The organism is Methanosarcina sediminis (assembly GCF_052056915.1).
Taxonomy (GTDB): Archaea; Halobacteriota; Methanosarcinia; order Methanosarcinales; family Methanosarcinaceae; genus MTP4.
Window position 1 is genome coordinate 3,497,755 of sequence record NZ_CP195119.1, and the last position, 15,769, is coordinate 3,513,523.

Genomic DNA, 15,769 nt, shown 5'->3' on the forward strand with positions numbered 1-15,769 from the left:
CTTCCCTGAACCGGTAACATTTCCCCTAACCGGTAATACTTCCCTGAAAATAGATTGGCAGGCATTGTAAAAAAACTATTCCTTCTCCTGGGATTTCCTTTCTCATTTTATATTTGATGAAAGTACTCGTGCAGCAGGTTCCCGGGGGTTTGAGGATCATAAGTCAAATTTATATATGACAATTTATATCTATTAGGGGTTATCGGGCAGTAAGTCCTCAAGGAGGTTAACAATCAGGAGTCAAATTTATATAAAACAATTGTATGATACTGTATACATTACTAAGCATTTTTGTGTTTTTTGGCAACAACACCTTGACATGTCTTACCGTTCAATTTATCTCGGATGTCCACTAAGGATTTTTATTAAGTGTACGCATTATTACAGGGAATCTCATGCTTGATCCGATACTTCTACTTGGGCTGGTAGTTGCCGTGCTTATTATGTCCCTTGCCGCACAGGCACTCAGCCGTTATTTCCGGATTCCTTTTATCATTTTCCTGTTGATCGAAGGAATTATCGTAGGGCCCGAAGTCCTGAACCTGCTGGATCCTGCCCTCTACATCGAGGGGCTCAGTGCTATCGTGGCAATCTCGGTAGCCGTTATTGTTTTTGACGGTGGGCTTCACATTGACCTGAAGCATATCAGGATGGTTCAGGAAAGTGTCCTGAAACTGACAACAATCGGAGTCCTTGTAACCTTTCTGGGAACCACGGTTTTGACCAGCCTTTTGATAGGGATCCCTCTCGAACTAGCCGCCCTTTTCGGAGCCCTTGTAACGGCAACAGGGCCGACAGTGATCTCTCCCATTGTAAGAAACATCCAGATCAGCCACAAGCTCGGCAAGATCCTGGAGCTTGAAGGGGTCCTGAATGATGCTGCCAGTGTGATCCTTGCAGCAATGGTCTTCGAATGGGTCGCAGCAGAACTCTCCGGGACGGATGCGGTAGTCTTTATCCTTTACAGGTTGGGAATCGGAATTGCTCTGGGTTCTTTCAGCGGTTTTGCTCTCCGCTGGTTCTTTACCCGGGGGACGGCGATCAGCAAACAGACCGCAAGGCTGGTTTCCCTTACCGCCGTGTTTGCCTGCTTCGTCCTTTCAGAATACCTTGGCAATGAGTCAGGGATTCTGGCTGTAGCTGTCTTCGGGATCATCCTCGGAACTTCGGAATTTCCTTACAAGGAGACCATCAAGGAATTCAAGAGCGACATTGTGATTGTGATGCTCTCCCTGATTTTCATCCTGCTTGCGGCAATGCTAAAATTCGAGGATATCCAGAGGATAGGGGCAAGCGGGATAGCCCTTGTGCTGCTTCTCGTGTTCCTGATCCGCCCGGTGGCGGTCTTCGTTTCAATGTGGAACTCGCGGATCGGCACGAATGAGAAACTTTTCATTTCCTTCGTTGGGCCCAGGGGCGTTGTGCCGACTTCGGTTGCGACTTATTTTGCAATCAAGCTTGATTCGATGGGCATTCCCGGGGGGCAGACCCTTGTGGGGCTTGTCTTCCTTACGGTTATCATCACGGTCTTCATGAGTGGCAGCCTGTCAAAAAAAGTGGCAGATATACTGGAGGTAATCCCTATGGAAATCCTTATCATTGGTGGAGGAAAGGTAGGCAGGATTCTTGCCGAACGCTTTGACAGAAGAGGAGAAAATGTTGTAGTTGTGGACATTTCAGAGGATAACTGCAAGAAGTGCATGGAACTCGGAATCCGGATCGTCCAGGGCGATGCCGGGGATGTAAATGTCCTGAAAAAGGCAGGAATTGAAAATGCCAAATATGTGGTTGCGACAACCAATAAGGACAACACGAACCTTCTCTTCTGCCAGATTGCAAAAGCTTCTTTCGGATTCAGGGGTGACCAGCTGGTAGCCAGGGTAAACGAGATCGAAAACCTGCAGGCTTTCTGGGATCTGGGCATCCGCGCCATGAGTCCGGCCACGACAACGGCAGTTGTGCTTGACAACATGATCGGACGGCCCCACCTCTTCTCCATGTGCGAGGTGGGGGGTGAAGGGGACATGATGGAAGTCAAGGTCACTAACCCCAAAGTAGTCGGGAAAGCCATCAAAGATATCCAGTTCCCTGAAAAGAGCCTCCTTGTAATGGTGCAGCGGGGTAGTGATTCCATCATCGCTCACGGGAGTCTTGTGCTTGAATATGAAGATATAATAACCGTGATCGGGGAAGGGGATGCAGCCAAGCGAACTGCTGATATACTTCACAAATAATTTTAAATATTTTGCAAGGTATAGTCTTTGATAATAGTCCTTGATAATAGTCCCTAACAATATACTTCCTTATAATATACTTTCTGAAAATAAAAAAACTGCGAAAATAATTTAGCATTATAAATTCAGGCTTAAAAAGGACGAGTGATTTCTTCCCTGTGTGTGAAAAACATGTGCGTAAGGGGATAGTCACTCTGATTTTCTTCTCCTGAATTTTTTCCTGTGGGGGATAGCAGACTGATTAAAGACTGAACACTTTCACCCTGCTTTGTACAGCTTTAAATATTCCAAATGCATACCTTAAAGTGCCTCTCTATAAGAAGACAACCAAGAGGCCTGAGGTAGAACTATGAGACAAATTGCAGAATCAATTAAAGACAGGTTTTTGAAACTTGGCGTCGATGTGCCTATTGAGGACATCGAAGAAAGACTTGACGAACTGATAACGAAATTCAAAGTTCCTGACAATGAAGCGCAGCGCAGCGTTGTCAATTATTTCTTGAAGAAATATTCCATTCCTAAAAATGAGTTTTATGTGAGACAGGCTGAGCCTCAACTTACCAAAATTACTGATATCTCTGAAAATGGGCAGTGGGCAAACATTAATGCAAAGGTCATACAGCTCTGGGAAAACAGTCACGAGTCTATTTCCCAGGTCGGACTTCTGGGGGACGAGACTGGCATCATAAAGTTTACCAAATGGCAAAACGCTGAACTCCCTAACCTCGAAGAAGGGGAAAGCTATCTTTTCCGAAGTGTGGTGACGGGTGAATATAACGACAGGTTCCAGGTCCAGCTCAATCGAAATAGCTCGGCAGAGAAGCTTTCCGAACCAGTGGAAGTCGGAGGGGGCGATTTCACTCCAGGCCAAAGGGAGTCCGAACTCAGGAATATTGTCGACCTTGAGGGAAATAACCAGTGGGTTACGGTCAGGGGAAAAGTGGTGCAGCTCTGGGAAAATTCCCACGAGTCAATAGAGCAGACCGGGCTTGTAGGGGATGAGACTGGGGTTGTCAAGTTTACTAACTGGGCAAGTTCCGAACTTCCGGACATGGAAGAAGGCAAAAGCTACCTGTTGAAAAACGTGGTGGTGAGCGAGTGGAACGGCAGAGCTCAGATCCAGCTTAACCGAGGGAGTTCTATTGAAGGTCTTGATGAGGATATTGAAGTTGGGACCTCAACTTTCACATACTCCGGAGCAATGGTGGACATCCAGACCGGCTCAGGGCTGATCAAACGCTGTCCCGAGTGCAAGCGGGCTCTTGTGAAAGGCGCCTGTGCAGAGCACGGGAAGGTGAGGGGGGAATACGATCTAAGGATCAAGGCGGTCCTGGATTCCGGAACTTCTACCCAGGATGCCCTGATAAACCGCGAACTTACCGAAGAGCTTGCAGGCATCTCCCTTGACGGCGCAATTGCCATGGCTGCAGATGCTCTTGATCCGGGGGTTGTGCTGGACAGGCTGAAACAGGAACTCATAGGAAGGTATTACATAGTTAGCGGTCCGAAACTTGACCGGTACCTCCTTGTGGAATCGATTGCACCGAAGGATTCTCTGGACAGGGAACTCCTTGAGGCAATGCTTGCGGAACTGGAGGTGGAGTAAAATGGCTGGCTTTTTCAGAGAAGTGGCACGTAGAGTATTTGCTCAGGAATTGAAGGATTCGAACCTGACCTCCAGGGACGAGAGCGACCAGTACGCTCCGCAGTATCTCCTGACCCCTACCGGGGCAAAAGTGAACCGCATCTTTCTTGTGGGCACCCTTATCGAAAAAGAGGACATCGGTACGGACTCCGAGTACTGGAGAGGCAGGGTATCGGACCCGACGGGCTCTTTCCTTGTCTACGCAGGGCAGTACCAGCCCGAACCCGCACAGTTCCTGTCGGAGTGCGAACTTCCTGCTTTTGTGGCGGTGGTGGGGAAGGCCAGTACCTACACCACAGATGACGGAAATGTCTTAACTTCAATCCGTCCCGAATCTATCCAGCAGGTGGACGAACTGACCCGGGACCTCTGGGTGCTCGATACGGCAAAAGAGACTCTTGAACGGATCAAGGGCTTTGAGACGGAAGAAGACCCAAACGCAAAACTTGCAAAGGAACACTATGCAACGGATACGGCTTTTTACCGTTCTATAGTTAAGAAAACACTTGAGTCCCTAAGGGAAAATGTGTGATTGAAAACCTTTCCGGAGAACAGGAGATTTATTTTCCTTTTCTCTGTTTTTCCTTTTCTCTGTTTTTCCTTTTCTCTGTTTTTCCTTTTCTCTGTTTTTTCTTTTCTTTTCTTTTCTCTGTTTTTTCTTTTCTTTTCTTTCGTTTGCTAATAAGGTTAAAGGCAAAATCTTGATAAACAAAAGAAGCATGCTTATGAATAAAAAGCATCACGAGATGATCCTGTGAAAACTTATCTTCTGGTCTGGTTCAACAGTGAAGGTGAACGTCCTTCCGAGGTCAACAGGAGACTTATGTCTCTCGGTTTTGAACTCACCAAGGGCAGTTACGACTTTGAATTCCAGTGGAACGGCATCGCAAGCCTCGATCAGGTCCTGGAGCTTGGGGACAAGGTGTACCTTAGCCTTCATGGTACGGGTGCTATGTTCAAACTGGAAACTATGTGAACTTCACGACAATATGAGCCGCAAGACAATATGAGCCGCATGAACTAATGAAGCGGATAAAGGGGTAGCAGGGGCATAGGTGTCTCAGAGACTCCAGATGCCGGGTCATGGCTGTTTCCGGTAAAAAAGCTCGGTAAAATCAGTTCTTTGAAGGCATTGTTCCGGAAGTGTAGTCCGGGCTATCAATATGTGCCTTAATTTGAATTAGTTCTTTTCGGCATGTTTTCTTTTCCTTCAGGCTCATCAGTATAAGTTCAGGGTGTACCTTTTTTGCCTTTTTCAAGTCCCTTGAGGGTATCCTTAAACTTCATGAACCCGCAGATGTCTCCTTCGAGGGAAATGATCCTGCCGGTTACGGATCCTTTTTCGATTAGCAGTTCCACTACGCTGGGCCTTGACATCCTGGGTTTGGTAGGCGAGCCCGGGCAGATCAGCATTACTTCTTTTTTCTCTATCAGGGGGCGGTGCAGGTGTCCGAAAATCAAAACGTCCACGCCCATTTCCCTTGCGAGGTAGCCCTGGGCAGTAGTGTCCGTTATGGAGAGCCCTCCTTCATGCACGACTCCGATTTTTACCCCCTCAACTTCGAATTTCAGCCTTTCGGGTAGGCGCTGCCTCAGTTCAAAGGGGTCCGTATTTCCGAAAACTGCTTTAAGTTTCCCTGTAGCTTTGAAAGCTTCGTAAGCTTCGAGAGAACTGAAATCGCCTGCGTGGACGATCAGGTCGCAGTTAGCGAGAATGGTTTGAAGTTGCGGAGGGATATTACCGTTTTTCATGTGGGTGTCGGAGAGTACGATAAGTTTCATTAGAAGACCTCTTTCTAGCTCTTTACTTTTTAACTCCCTGGAACTTAACTCCATACTGTGGGATAAAGCATTGATTGTACAAAATCTGCCCTTCAGATTAGGCATACAAAAGATAAAAACGTGCAACATGGAATTGGCACGAGACCCTGATATCATTAAGTAACAGCCTCAGGTGCCTGACTGATCCGGATTAAAACCGTTTTCCGGGTTGAACCTGTGGAAATAAAAAATAGCCGGGAATTTCCCGGGAACTTATTTAAGATTCAAGGGTCAGGTCAACGAGTTCATATTCAAGGTTTTCGGTCTCGAGCCGGTTGAGGAGCGCCGCAACCTGTTCGTCGACGGATACGACAAGAGAAGAAAGCCCATGATATGCTGCCTCTATTACGGATTCGCTGGTGCCGAACATGACGTTCGGGGTTACCCCTATCTTGCGAAGAGCTATCAGGGCTTCTACTCCAATGGCTGATATATACGGTTTTGAAGCTGCGAGCATCTTCAAACGTTCGATGTCCACGTTTCTTGAACCCCCTCTCTCTACCCTGGGGACCTTGCAGACCGTAATGCTTGCGGTTTCCAGGTCGATGAGGCCTCTGAGGTTGGTGACTCCAACGTCTTCCCCGACGTCTGCATTGGAAATGACGGTTCCGACCGCTCCTGTCTTCCCAGTACTACTGACATACAGGAGTCCACCTTCCATTTTCAGGTAGACCTCCTGGCCTTCCTTGAGTTCTTCCCTTGAGATGGCTGTCCAGGTTGAGACATGGCTGATGATATCCTCCATGACAAAGCGGGCGTAGCGTTTAAGTTCTCCGGCGTTTTCAAGGACCCATTCAACGCCTTCTTTTGTAATCCTATACCTCACCCGTCCTTCGGTGACGATCAGTCCGTCAGCAACCAGCTCTTTGATGTATTCGGAAACTGCCTGGGGGGTTATCCCTATCTTGGCAGCGATTTCCTTTTGCCTCACATTCGGCTGGTGGGCTGCGACCTCGATCAGGACCTGGAACTTCGTGACTCCGCTCTTTGTCTGGAGGATTTTAATCATCAATCGTAATTCTCCTCGTTTCCTTCGATTAGTTTTAATCTTTGTCCCATAACCGAAAGGTGTTCAGACCTGCGGGCAACGGAACAGATGTAAAATGGGTTCTTGTTAAGGGTCCGGGTCAGGTTGCTCATTGAATTATTGCCTTCTCCGACCAGTCTTTCCAGTTCTTCGATTGCGTCCTTGACCTCTTCATAGGGTTTAAAGGTCAGCATGATTATATCGCTCAAATCTTCAAAAGAACACTGGAAATTTACCTGTACTTTTGAATAAGATGTATGGAACTCTTTTGAGGGCTTCTGCCCCGCTTCGGGAACTCTCCACTGGCTCTCAAGAAGTCCGGCTTTTTTCAGAATCTGAAGACTTCTTCCCGAGTCAGTGCCCATAAACTCATCAAGTTCGGTTTTTGTCATCCATTTGCTCAAAAGTGCATCAAAAACTTTTTTGTGAGTTCGGGACCCGAAAGTCCTGAGTAATGGTACTAAATAGGAAGGATCGTTGATTATTCGAGTTCGTTTACCCATTTATTTCCTCTCCTTCTCGCCTTACACTATAAGCTTTCAAATATAATAAATATTTGTGAGGGTGATTAGTCCTCAAATCCGATTTCAAGCTCTTCCGTTCCTTCCCACTTGAAAATGGGGGCTGAACGCTTCATTCCGCGGCATTTCTCATGCAGGGCATGGACAACTATGGGAAGAGCAATGGTCGCATCCACAAAGACCTGTACTTTTTTTGCCTGGGCTGCTATTTTCCCCCAGGAAACTGCTTCGTCAAAAGTACAGCCTGAGAGTCCTCCCCAGTGGGGAGAATCCGATGTGTACTGGATTGCATAATCATGCCCTCCTACATCGTTTCCCAGGATGGACGCGATTACTTCCGTTTGCTGGATGAAATTCTTGGGGACTCCGCCGCCAACGTAGACTACGCCGGTTTTCCTGGATTTTTCCACAATTTCCGTGATTTCATCCACATCTTTTATCTGGTCAATTTCGATTTTTATTCCTCTTCTCCTTGCAATTGTGAGCCCGATTCCAATGGAACTGTCCGAGATTGCCGGGACAAAGATCGGGATATTGTGCCTGTATGCACTTACGACTATCGAGTCTTCGGGGGCTCCGCGCTTTGCCAGTTCCTTTCCGAGCAGGTACATGAACTCCCTTGACGAACAGGACATCTCTCCGATTTCCTCTGCAAAGTCCGCGATAAGGTTGTCAGCTACCCTGAACTCGTCTTCAACTGCAAAAACGTCGTAGATCCGGTCCACACCATGTTCGAAAAGTTTTTCGTCATTTGCCAGATGTGAACCCACGTAGTGTTTCCTGCCAAGGGCTTCGTGGCAGTCGTGGAACAGGTTTGCCCCGGTACTTACCAGGCAGTCGATCATTCTTTCCCGGATCATGTAGGAGATGACCCTGCGCATGCCTGCAGGGACCATGGCTCCGGATAAGCCCATGAGGACTGTCATGTTCTCTTCTTTGAGCATGTTGTGCCAGGCCTGGACTGATTCAGCCAGTTTTCGACCCTGGAAGCCGGTTCTGAGCATCCCGTCCAGTACATCGCTTACGGACCGGTCCTTTACATCTATTGGAACGGTTGGGGTGTTGGTAAATACATTGTGATGCATGCCACTCTCCGCAATGAATAGTTGATTGATGAATTGGGGTTAATAGTTCTTCTTTTTGGGAGGCAGTAGGGTCTCCTATAAAGCGACTAATAAGATCTCATATAATAGTCTCTTCTGAATGATAACAGTTTCCGGATCTGTATGTGTTCAGCAACAGGATTGGGGGTACTATTAGCTCATGAGTTTGTATATTATTTATTAAATATTAATATATGCTGACCCTCGGTTCAGACCTGCCGTCCCGACAGGACTTCAAAAGCATGAAATCCCTGGAAAAGGGATTTGTCTGCCGAATACGGGGCCCCTTTTGACAACAGGTCCTATGTTTGATAACAGATCCTATTAGATTACAAAAACCGCTACAGAGATTACAGTCATCCAATCTCCGTTCTCCCCGACAACGGACGAGTCGGGAATGCTGAAAGTCTTGAGGGGTATCTCATTGGTCCAGGTACTGTACATGCTTTTTGCAAGCTTTATAGCATGTTCCCCTACGTCTTTTGCAGTTTCTCCATAAGCGTGGTATTCTGAAATATAACCATGCTTATTTATGTCTTGTGGAAGAGCGCATCCGACAGAAGTACTGAGCATCCTTCTCGGTTCGTTTGAAGAGATTCTGGACATTACGCAAAATACGACTTCTCCCGGACTTAACTCTTTCAAACCTTCTTCCCTGGATACAATTTCACATTTTGGGGGCAAGATCGAACTTACGGTCACGAGGTTAAAAGTCTCAATACCTGCATCTCGGAGCGCAACTTCAAATGATTCTAAGTGCTCGGGGTGGGTACCCACTCCACTTGTAAAAAATACCTTCCTGGGAATTAATTTCGTGATCATTTTTACATCCTTGAAAAATAGTCAATTTAAACTGAGTTCAGATAGCAATTATTATTTTTAAGCATTGCCCTTAGATATTGGCGCAAAAAAAGAGTCAATTATTGTTTATCCTGGTAAATAATGGTTATAAACTATTTATATTTCATATTGTTGTATTTTTAATGTCTTTTTATCCAAAAAAACTCTTTTAATGCACATTTTTTTATATATGCTTGATTTAAATTTTTATTAACTTTTTAATATATCTAATCTACTGATTTTTTTTCTGTCTCCTGGGTTCCTGCTCTTTCTCCTTTATCTCTACTTCCCTACTTCTCTACTTCCCTACTTCTCTACTTCCCTACTTCCCTACTTCCCTACTTCCCTACTTCCCTACTTCTCTACTTCCCTACTTCTCTTCTTCTTCTTCTTCTCCCCTTTTCTTTCTCTTTTTTTTCATGATCCCTCACAAACTTTATATCCTGTAGAAGAATTAAATCGTTACTGTGTTCACTCTCTGCAGTTTCTCATATTTTCGAGAGGCAATTAAAAGCGGCTTGTAACTGGCCTTCCTGGTCTTTATATCAAAAGGGAATCTTTTCCGTATGCTCCCGGCTGTGGAGGCATTTGCAGAGAAAAAAGCTTTCGGGCGGAATACCCTTATTGGGAATGCCTTTTATCTTATCTGATATCTGATTATTGTTAATTGACCTTTATGTCGGTTTAAATGATAGAAAAGCTTAACCTTAAAATTCTTGAATTGCTGGTTGACAAACAGCTCTCGATAAGCGGGCTTACCAGGGAACTGAAAGCCGAAGGTGTGGACGAACACCGCCTGATCCTAACCGGCTACCTGAGGGCGCTCAGGGACCTGGAAATTCTGCAGGAAATAGAGGTCCCCCCTTCCAAAATCTATGCCATGCCCGAATCATTCGTGGACTCCCAATCTGCAGAGCTCGCGGCTGCCGGGACTTCAGGGGTTTCCGAAAACTCTGAAAACATTTACTTCCTTATAAGGACTCAGCTCCTTAAAATCGACCTGGACCTCCGGATTCCCGTCGGTGTGCATGTAATCTCAAAGTTGTTCGAAAGACCCTGCTTTCGCAAGGAGCTGAAGCTTGTCGGGATTACCAGCAAACACCTCGATCAGTATTGTGAAAAGTCCGGTGTTGTAAGTGAAGCCTTCGCCACGCACCTGAAAAAATATCGCTCCGAGGTGACGCGGATAGAAATCCCTCCTGACGACCCTGCCTACGAAATTCGGGTAAACAGTGAAGAGATTTCCAGGTTTGCAAACGAAGTGCTTGCCGGGATAATTAAGCACAGGATCGACCTTGATGGCCTTGTTGCGAAGAGCAAACAAACAACCCTCCTTCCCTGAAAATCAGTTTTTTTCTTTGAATGTCAAATTATTTTTTAAGTTTTGGCGTTAACTGGCTAAATATTAATCAAAGCTGACGGTGTTCTTACCATGAAAGTAGCCTGCGTCCAGATGGACGTGCAGCAGTGCATGAAGCAAAAAAATCTTAATAAAGCTCTCTCCATGGCTGTGGAAGCCGCAGAAAATGGAGCCGAACTTATCGTGCTTCCTGAGGTCTTTTCTACGGGTTTTTGTTATGAAAAATTTGACCGGGTTGCAGAAAGCTTCCCTGGTCCGACCCTCGACGACCTATCCTGTTTTTCCGAAACTCATGACTGCATTCTTGTAGGTTCGGTAATCGAAAAAGTCTCTGCAGAAAGATTCACTGCCGAAAAAACTGCTTCAGAAAAGTCTTCTCCGGAAATTGGTTTAAAGGGTGCTAACGTCAATGAAAATTCCGCCCTCTACTACAACATGGGCTTCTGCCTTGAGTCCGGGAAGCTTGTGGGCACCTACCGGAAAACCCATCCTTTCAAAAGCGAAAACATTTACTTCTCTAAGGGTGACTCGATAGAACCCATATTCCTGAAAAAACATAACCTGAAAATCGGTTTTGAGATCTGCTATGAACTGCGCTTCCCCGAAGTTGCGAGAAAACTTACTCTTGCCGGCTCCGACCTCCTTATCACCACCGCCGCTTTTCCCAACCCTCGCTCGGAGCACTGGAAGACCCTTGTGAAAGCCCGCGCAATCGAAAACCAGCTCCCCCACATAGCCTGCAACCGTACCGGAAAAGCACCTGATGCCAGCTATTTCGGAGGATCAATGATCATTGATGCCTGGGGGGAGGTGAAAGCCAACGCCGGGCATAAGGAATGCATAATAATCTCAGAGCTCGATCTTAAGCACAAAGAAGATGTAAGGGGGGCGATTCCTGCTTTTGAAGACCGGAGAACTGAGCTTTATTGATTTACTATCTGAAATTCCTTTTTATAATATCTGAGATCCGGATTTTCGCATGTTTGGGCTTTAAACCCGTACATTTTTTTTGCTTTTTGATCTTGCCAGGGGTTTTTGTTTCGTAGTTCATGCCCCTTGTTCACTTCTAGGTCCCATGTCCACCCCCGGGCCCCTTGTCCACTTCCGGGTCTCATGTCCACTCCCGGTTCCGCAGGAAATGGCTTTTTCTTAATGTATAAAATAGTGTCAAAATCTTACTCAAATACAAATTGGTGACCAAAACCCTTCCCCTTTTTCTTTTTTTACATCCTTACGTTTCAGCCACTGATTAATAACGCACCTGAACGTATAATTTTTATAATAGATGCTGGCAAAAAGAGATACGCCTTATCGGCAATCTACGGATTTCCAGTTTTATTTTTACGCCGGGTCCGCTACCTTAAAACACAGATGAGGAACAGCATAATGTCAGATGAGAACCGTGTCGGAAGTAAGATCCGCCAGCTTAGAGAAGCCCAGGAAATGACCGTTGAAGAACTGGCTGAAGCAAGCCAGAGCAGCGTGGAATTAATCCAGCAGTTAGAAAACGGAGCCCTGGTTCCGTCCTTAACGCCTCTTTTAAAGATTGCCCGGGCTTTAGGCGTCCGCCTTGGTACTTTTCTGGATGACATGCCTCAGAGTGGGCCTGTGGTAGTCAGGGCAGGGCTCTCCGAAAACGTGGTCAGATTCTCGGGAAAGACCGAACAGCCTAAAAAGAGCGCTCTGGAGTTCTACTCTCTTGCTTCGGATAAGTCAGACCGCCATATGGAGCCGTTCATCATTGACATCCACCCTTCCCCTGAAGAAAGCCACAAGCTCTCATCCCATGAAGGTGAAGAGTTTATCTATGTCCTTGCCGGGGAAATCGAGATCTTCTACGGGAAAGACGTCCACAGGCTGAGTGCAGGAGATAGCATCTACTACGACTCAATCGTCCCGCACGACGTCCACGCAGTCGGAAGTGGGGATGCAAAAATCCTGGCCGTCGTTTACGCCCCTCTCTGAGGGCCTAAAAAAGGTTTAAGATACAGGATAAGTACAGTTGCGGAAAATATACCAAAAAATCTCGGGGATCTAATTAGATATAACCCCAAGAGTCTGAAAGTCTCAAGGAATTTGCATGTTCAAAACAATGGTTGCTCCACGTTTCGGAGATATCGACGGGCTCGGGCACGTGAATAACACTGTCCTTCCTGTCTGGTTTGAAATAGGAAGGAATTCCATATTCCGGCTTTTTAGCCCGGACCTCGACCTGACCCCTGAAGTATGGCATTTGATTCTTGTCAGGACCGAGTTTGATTTTCTCTCCCAGATGTATTTCAGGTCCGATGTGGAGATCAGGACCTTTATTGAAAAGATCGGGAACAGTTCTTTTACCGTAGGGCATGAAGCCTGGCAGGAAGGGGAACTAAAAGTCAGGGGACAGGCAGTGCTTGTCTATTACGACTTCAAGCTCCAGAAAGCTCTTCCACTTCCAGACCCTGTCCGGAAGATGCTGAAAGATCATATGCTCCCTTCGGTGGTAGAGAGTGCGGAATCTCCAGGTTTAGAAGCTTAAGCCTGATCCTGAATCCGAAATCGGGCTCATACTCGGGTTTATACCAGGGTTTAATTTCAGGGTTGATTTCACCATGAATCATGTTCGAACTTTGGCCAAGACTCGGGCTTGATTTCAGGCCTGACTTATATGCCCGAACTCAACTTAAACTCAGGCTCAGAACCGGAATCAGGTGTAATCCTCGAGGTTTTGCAGTGCGCAAGGTATTCTAATGATAGACTGAATACTTTTTACGATTCGCAGTTTTGAGACGCATATATACAATTGAGAGGCTGAAACCATGCAGCTTATTGAAGATACTATAGGGGAGTACTTTGAAAAACAGGTGGCACTGGATCCGGACCATGAATTTATGGTCTACCCGGACCGGGACCTACGCTTTACTTACGGGCAGTTCAACGAGCGGGTTAATGACCTGGCAAAGGGGCTGCTTGCAATCGGGATAACGAAAGGTGACCATGTAGGGATCTGGGCGAGGAATGTCCCTGACTGGCTGACTTTCATGTTTGCAACCGCAAAAATCGGGGCCGTGCTTGTTACGGTAAACACCTCCTATAGGAGCCATGAGGTGGAATACGTCCTCAAGCAGTCGGACATGAAAGCCCTGGCTATTATCGACCGCTTCAGGGATGTCGACTACCTGCAGGTCATATACGAGCTGATCCCGGAACTCAGGAAATCCGAAAGGGGACGCCTGAGGAGCAAGGATTTCCCCCACCTGAAGAGTATCATTTATGTCGGGCAGGAAAAGCACAGGGGCATGTACAACACCAACGAGTTGATGCTCCTTGGCAGCCACTCCCCGGACGATGAGCTTCGGGAAATCATGGGGACCGTTCGCTCCGATGACGTGGTCAACATGCAGTATACCTCAGGAACAACCGGTTTTCCAAAGGGGGTCATGCTCACTCACAAAAACATCCTGAACAACGGGCTTTCCATCGGGGACCGGCAGAAGTTCACCCACGAGGACCGGCTCTGCCTGCCCGTGCCCCTCTTCCACTGCTTCGGGATCGTGCTCGGGGTAATGGCGATCCTGACCCACAGGGCAACCCTGGTGATGCTGGAAATTTTCGACCCCTTGCTGGTGCTGGCTGCGGTCCAGAAGGAGAAGTGTACGGCGCTTTACGGGGTCCCGACAATGTTCATTGCCGAGTACACCCATCCCATGTTTGACATGTTCGACATGAGTTCTCTCAGGACGGGGATTATGGCAGGTTCGACCTGTCCGGTGGAGGCCATGAAGAAGGTGGTCGATGACATGCACTGCTACCAGATTACCAGTGTTTACGGGCTAACAGAAGCTTCTCCGGGTATGACCCAGACCACGGTTGACGACCCCCTGGAGCTCAGGGTGGAGACTGTAGGCAAGTCCTTTCCGGGTGTGGAAGTCTGTGTCATGGACCCCGATACGGGAGAAATTCTTCCCCCGGACACCGTGGGAGAGCTCTGCTGTCGTGGCTATAATGTGATGAAAGGCTATTATAAGATGCCGGAAGCCACAAAGCAGGCAATCGACGAGCGGGGCTGGTTGCACAGCGGAGACCTCGGGACCTGTGATGAAAACGGGTACTACCGGATAACAGGCCGCATCAAGGATATGATTATCCGGGGTGGGGAAAACATCTACCCCCGGGAAATCGAAGAGTTCCTGCACGCCATGCCCGGCATCAGAGACGCTCAGGTGGTGGGAATCCCGGACGAGAAATACGGGGAAATCGTAGGTGCTTTCGTGATCCTCGAGGAAGGCGTGGATCTTGCTGAAGAGGACATCCGGGACTATGCCATAAGCAAGATTGCCCGGTATAAAGTCCCGAAACACATTTTCATTGTTGATGAGTATCCCCTTACCGCAAGCGGCAAGATTCAGAAGTACAGGCTCAGGGATCTGGCAGTGGGACTTTCTGAAAAGAGTAAGAAATGATTCTGTCTGGAATTCTCCTGGAACATCTGTCAGAAAACCCTATCTAACAGTCGGCTAAAAAGTCGGCTGCTTTTTTAATTTTTTCCTTTTTTCAAAGTGTGGGACCCAGGACAAGCAGGCTCTCAGGTCGGGCAGACACAGGGCAAGTGAAACCTCTGGAGTTTAAAGCCGTTAAAAATTTGTTCCGCATTAAATTCTTTGCCTTAAAACCAAAATTTAAAGCTATCTATTTCTAGGGGCATCTATGAATATTTAAGCAATTTCAAATCTTTAAGCGGGGTTAAATATTAAGGGGACATTAAATTCTGGATGGGTATTAAAAAATCGACATAATTTATTATATATACAATTTCAACATTGAAAGGAGTGTAGTTGTAGAAGAAGTACAGAAGTACTTCAAAAACTCAAAGATAAGTATCTCAAAGAATATGTGGGAGTATTCTTTGAGTTGTTTGAGTTGGGGGGTTTCATCGATTGAGGGCCCAGGGCCAAAAAGGGCTCTCAATCAATCCTAAACCTGGTGTTTTTAAGCAGTATATAACAAGGAAACAAGGAGTAATTACTTTAGAATAATTGCTTTATGTTCAAATTACTTTTCTGATCTGTTCCCCGAACCCCTGTAACGTCCATCATAGATGAACACTAACTCCTTTCAGTTGCTTTTATATATATTTTCCGTCACTGTTTCAATATTATGTGGGTTTAAGTTTTTTATACTGCTTTCTTGGTTTTCAGATTCTTCCTTTTTCCAAAGATTCTTCAATTTGCTTATTTAT

Annotated in this window: 15 protein-coding genes; 9 read left to right on the forward strand and 6 right to left on the reverse strand. The window is 46.6% G+C overall.

Translation table 11 applies throughout. The features are described 5' to 3' along the window. Positions 1 to 395 precede the first annotated feature (395 nt). The 3 genes from ACSAZK_RS15335 to ACSAZK_RS15345 all read left to right on the forward strand — a co-directional run bounded on the left by ACSAZK_RS15335 (position 396) and on the right by ACSAZK_RS15345 (position 4,411). Positions 396 to 2,234 (forward strand): cation:proton antiporter domain-containing protein, encoded by a 1,839-nt coding sequence (locus tag ACSAZK_RS15335; RefSeq protein ID WP_048179776.1) that lies wholly within the window; start codon positions 396 to 398, stop codon positions 2,232 to 2,234. A 349-nt stretch (positions 2,235 to 2,583) separates the two neighbouring features. Then, on the forward strand, positions 2,584 to 3,840 hold the full coding sequence (locus ACSAZK_RS15340; RefSeq protein WP_440954925.1) for a replication protein A: 1,257 nt from the start codon (positions 2,584 to 2,586) through the stop codon (positions 3,838 to 3,840). Position 3,841: 1 nt separating this feature from the next. Then, on the forward strand, positions 3,842 to 4,411 hold the full coding sequence (locus tag ACSAZK_RS15345; protein ID WP_048179770.1) for an RPA family protein: 570 nt from the start codon (positions 3,842 to 3,844) through the stop codon (positions 4,409 to 4,411). 28 nt (positions 4,412 to 4,439) lie between these two features. Here ACSAZK_RS15345 and ACSAZK_RS15350 read toward each other — a convergent pair whose 3' ends face one another. After that, positions 4,440 to 4,622, reverse strand: coding sequence for a hypothetical protein (locus ACSAZK_RS15350; protein WP_440954926.1), 183 nt, complete (start codon positions 4,620 to 4,622; stop codon positions 4,440 to 4,442). An 11-nt stretch (positions 4,623 to 4,633) separates the two neighbouring features. On the opposite strand from ACSAZK_RS15350, the gene ACSAZK_RS15355 reads away from it, so the two are divergent. Continuing rightward, the gene (locus tag ACSAZK_RS15355; RefSeq protein WP_048183505.1) at positions 4,634 to 4,855 is read left to right on the forward strand and encodes a hypothetical protein; all 222 of its coding nucleotides are present in this window, start codon (positions 4,634 to 4,636) and stop codon (positions 4,853 to 4,855) included. Positions 4,856 to 5,109: 254 nt separating this feature from the next. On the opposite strand, the gene ACSAZK_RS15360 is transcribed toward ACSAZK_RS15355, so the two are convergent. The 5 genes from ACSAZK_RS15360 to ACSAZK_RS15380 form a co-directional block, all read right to left on the reverse strand. Continuing rightward, positions 5,110 to 5,661: a metallophosphoesterase gene (locus tag ACSAZK_RS15360; protein ID WP_440954927.1), complete on the reverse strand. Its 552-nt coding sequence runs from the start codon at positions 5,659 to 5,661 to the stop codon at positions 5,110 to 5,112. A 256-nt stretch (positions 5,662 to 5,917) separates the two neighbouring features. Continuing rightward, positions 5,918 to 6,709, reverse strand: coding sequence for a DUF7839 domain-containing protein (locus ACSAZK_RS15365; RefSeq protein ID WP_440957042.1), 792 nt, complete (start codon positions 6,707 to 6,709; stop codon positions 5,918 to 5,920). Next, positions 6,709 to 7,230 (reverse strand): ArsR family transcriptional regulator, encoded by a 522-nt coding sequence (locus tag ACSAZK_RS15370; RefSeq protein ID WP_440954928.1) that lies wholly within the window; start codon positions 7,228 to 7,230, stop codon positions 6,709 to 6,711. Before ACSAZK_RS15370 ends, ACSAZK_RS15365 begins: the two co-directional genes overlap by 1 nt. Positions 7,231 to 7,295: 65 nt before the next feature. Continuing rightward, entirely contained in the window at positions 7,296 to 8,333 is a 1,038-nt protein-coding gene (locus ACSAZK_RS15375) for a deoxyhypusine synthase (RefSeq protein ID WP_440954929.1), read from the reverse strand. Positions 8,334 to 8,675: 342 nt separating this feature from the next. After that, on the reverse strand, positions 8,676 to 9,173 hold the full coding sequence (locus tag ACSAZK_RS15380) for a pyruvoyl-dependent arginine decarboxylase (protein ID WP_440954930.1): 498 nt from the start codon (positions 9,171 to 9,173) through the stop codon (positions 8,676 to 8,678). Between the two features lie 706 nt (positions 9,174 to 9,879). Here ACSAZK_RS15380 and ACSAZK_RS15385 point away from each other — a divergent pair. The 5 genes from ACSAZK_RS15385 to ACSAZK_RS15405 all read left to right on the forward strand — a co-directional run bounded on the left by ACSAZK_RS15385 (position 9,880) and on the right by ACSAZK_RS15405 (position 14,993). Then, the gene (locus ACSAZK_RS15385) at positions 9,880 to 10,533 is read left to right on the forward strand and encodes a hypothetical protein (RefSeq protein ID WP_440954931.1); all 654 of its coding nucleotides are present in this window, start codon (positions 9,880 to 9,882) and stop codon (positions 10,531 to 10,533) included. Between the two features lie 90 nt (positions 10,534 to 10,623). Beyond that, a complete protein-coding gene (locus tag ACSAZK_RS15390) occupies positions 10,624 to 11,481 on the forward strand; it encodes a nitrilase-related carbon-nitrogen hydrolase (protein WP_440954932.1) in 858 nt (285 codons plus the stop codon). Between the two features lie 456 nt (positions 11,482 to 11,937). Beyond that, entirely contained in the window at positions 11,938 to 12,516 is a 579-nt protein-coding gene (locus ACSAZK_RS15395) for a helix-turn-helix domain-containing protein (protein WP_440954933.1), read from the forward strand. Positions 12,517 to 12,631: 115 nt separating this feature from the next. Beyond that, positions 12,632 to 13,069, forward strand: coding sequence for an acyl-CoA thioesterase (locus ACSAZK_RS15400; protein WP_440954934.1), 438 nt, complete (start codon positions 12,632 to 12,634; stop codon positions 13,067 to 13,069). Between the two features lie 280 nt (positions 13,070 to 13,349). Continuing rightward, positions 13,350 to 14,993 (forward strand): AMP-binding protein, encoded by a 1,644-nt coding sequence (locus ACSAZK_RS15405; RefSeq protein ID WP_440954935.1) that lies wholly within the window; start codon positions 13,350 to 13,352, stop codon positions 14,991 to 14,993. The last annotated feature ends 776 nt before the right edge of the window (positions 14,994 to 15,769 follow it).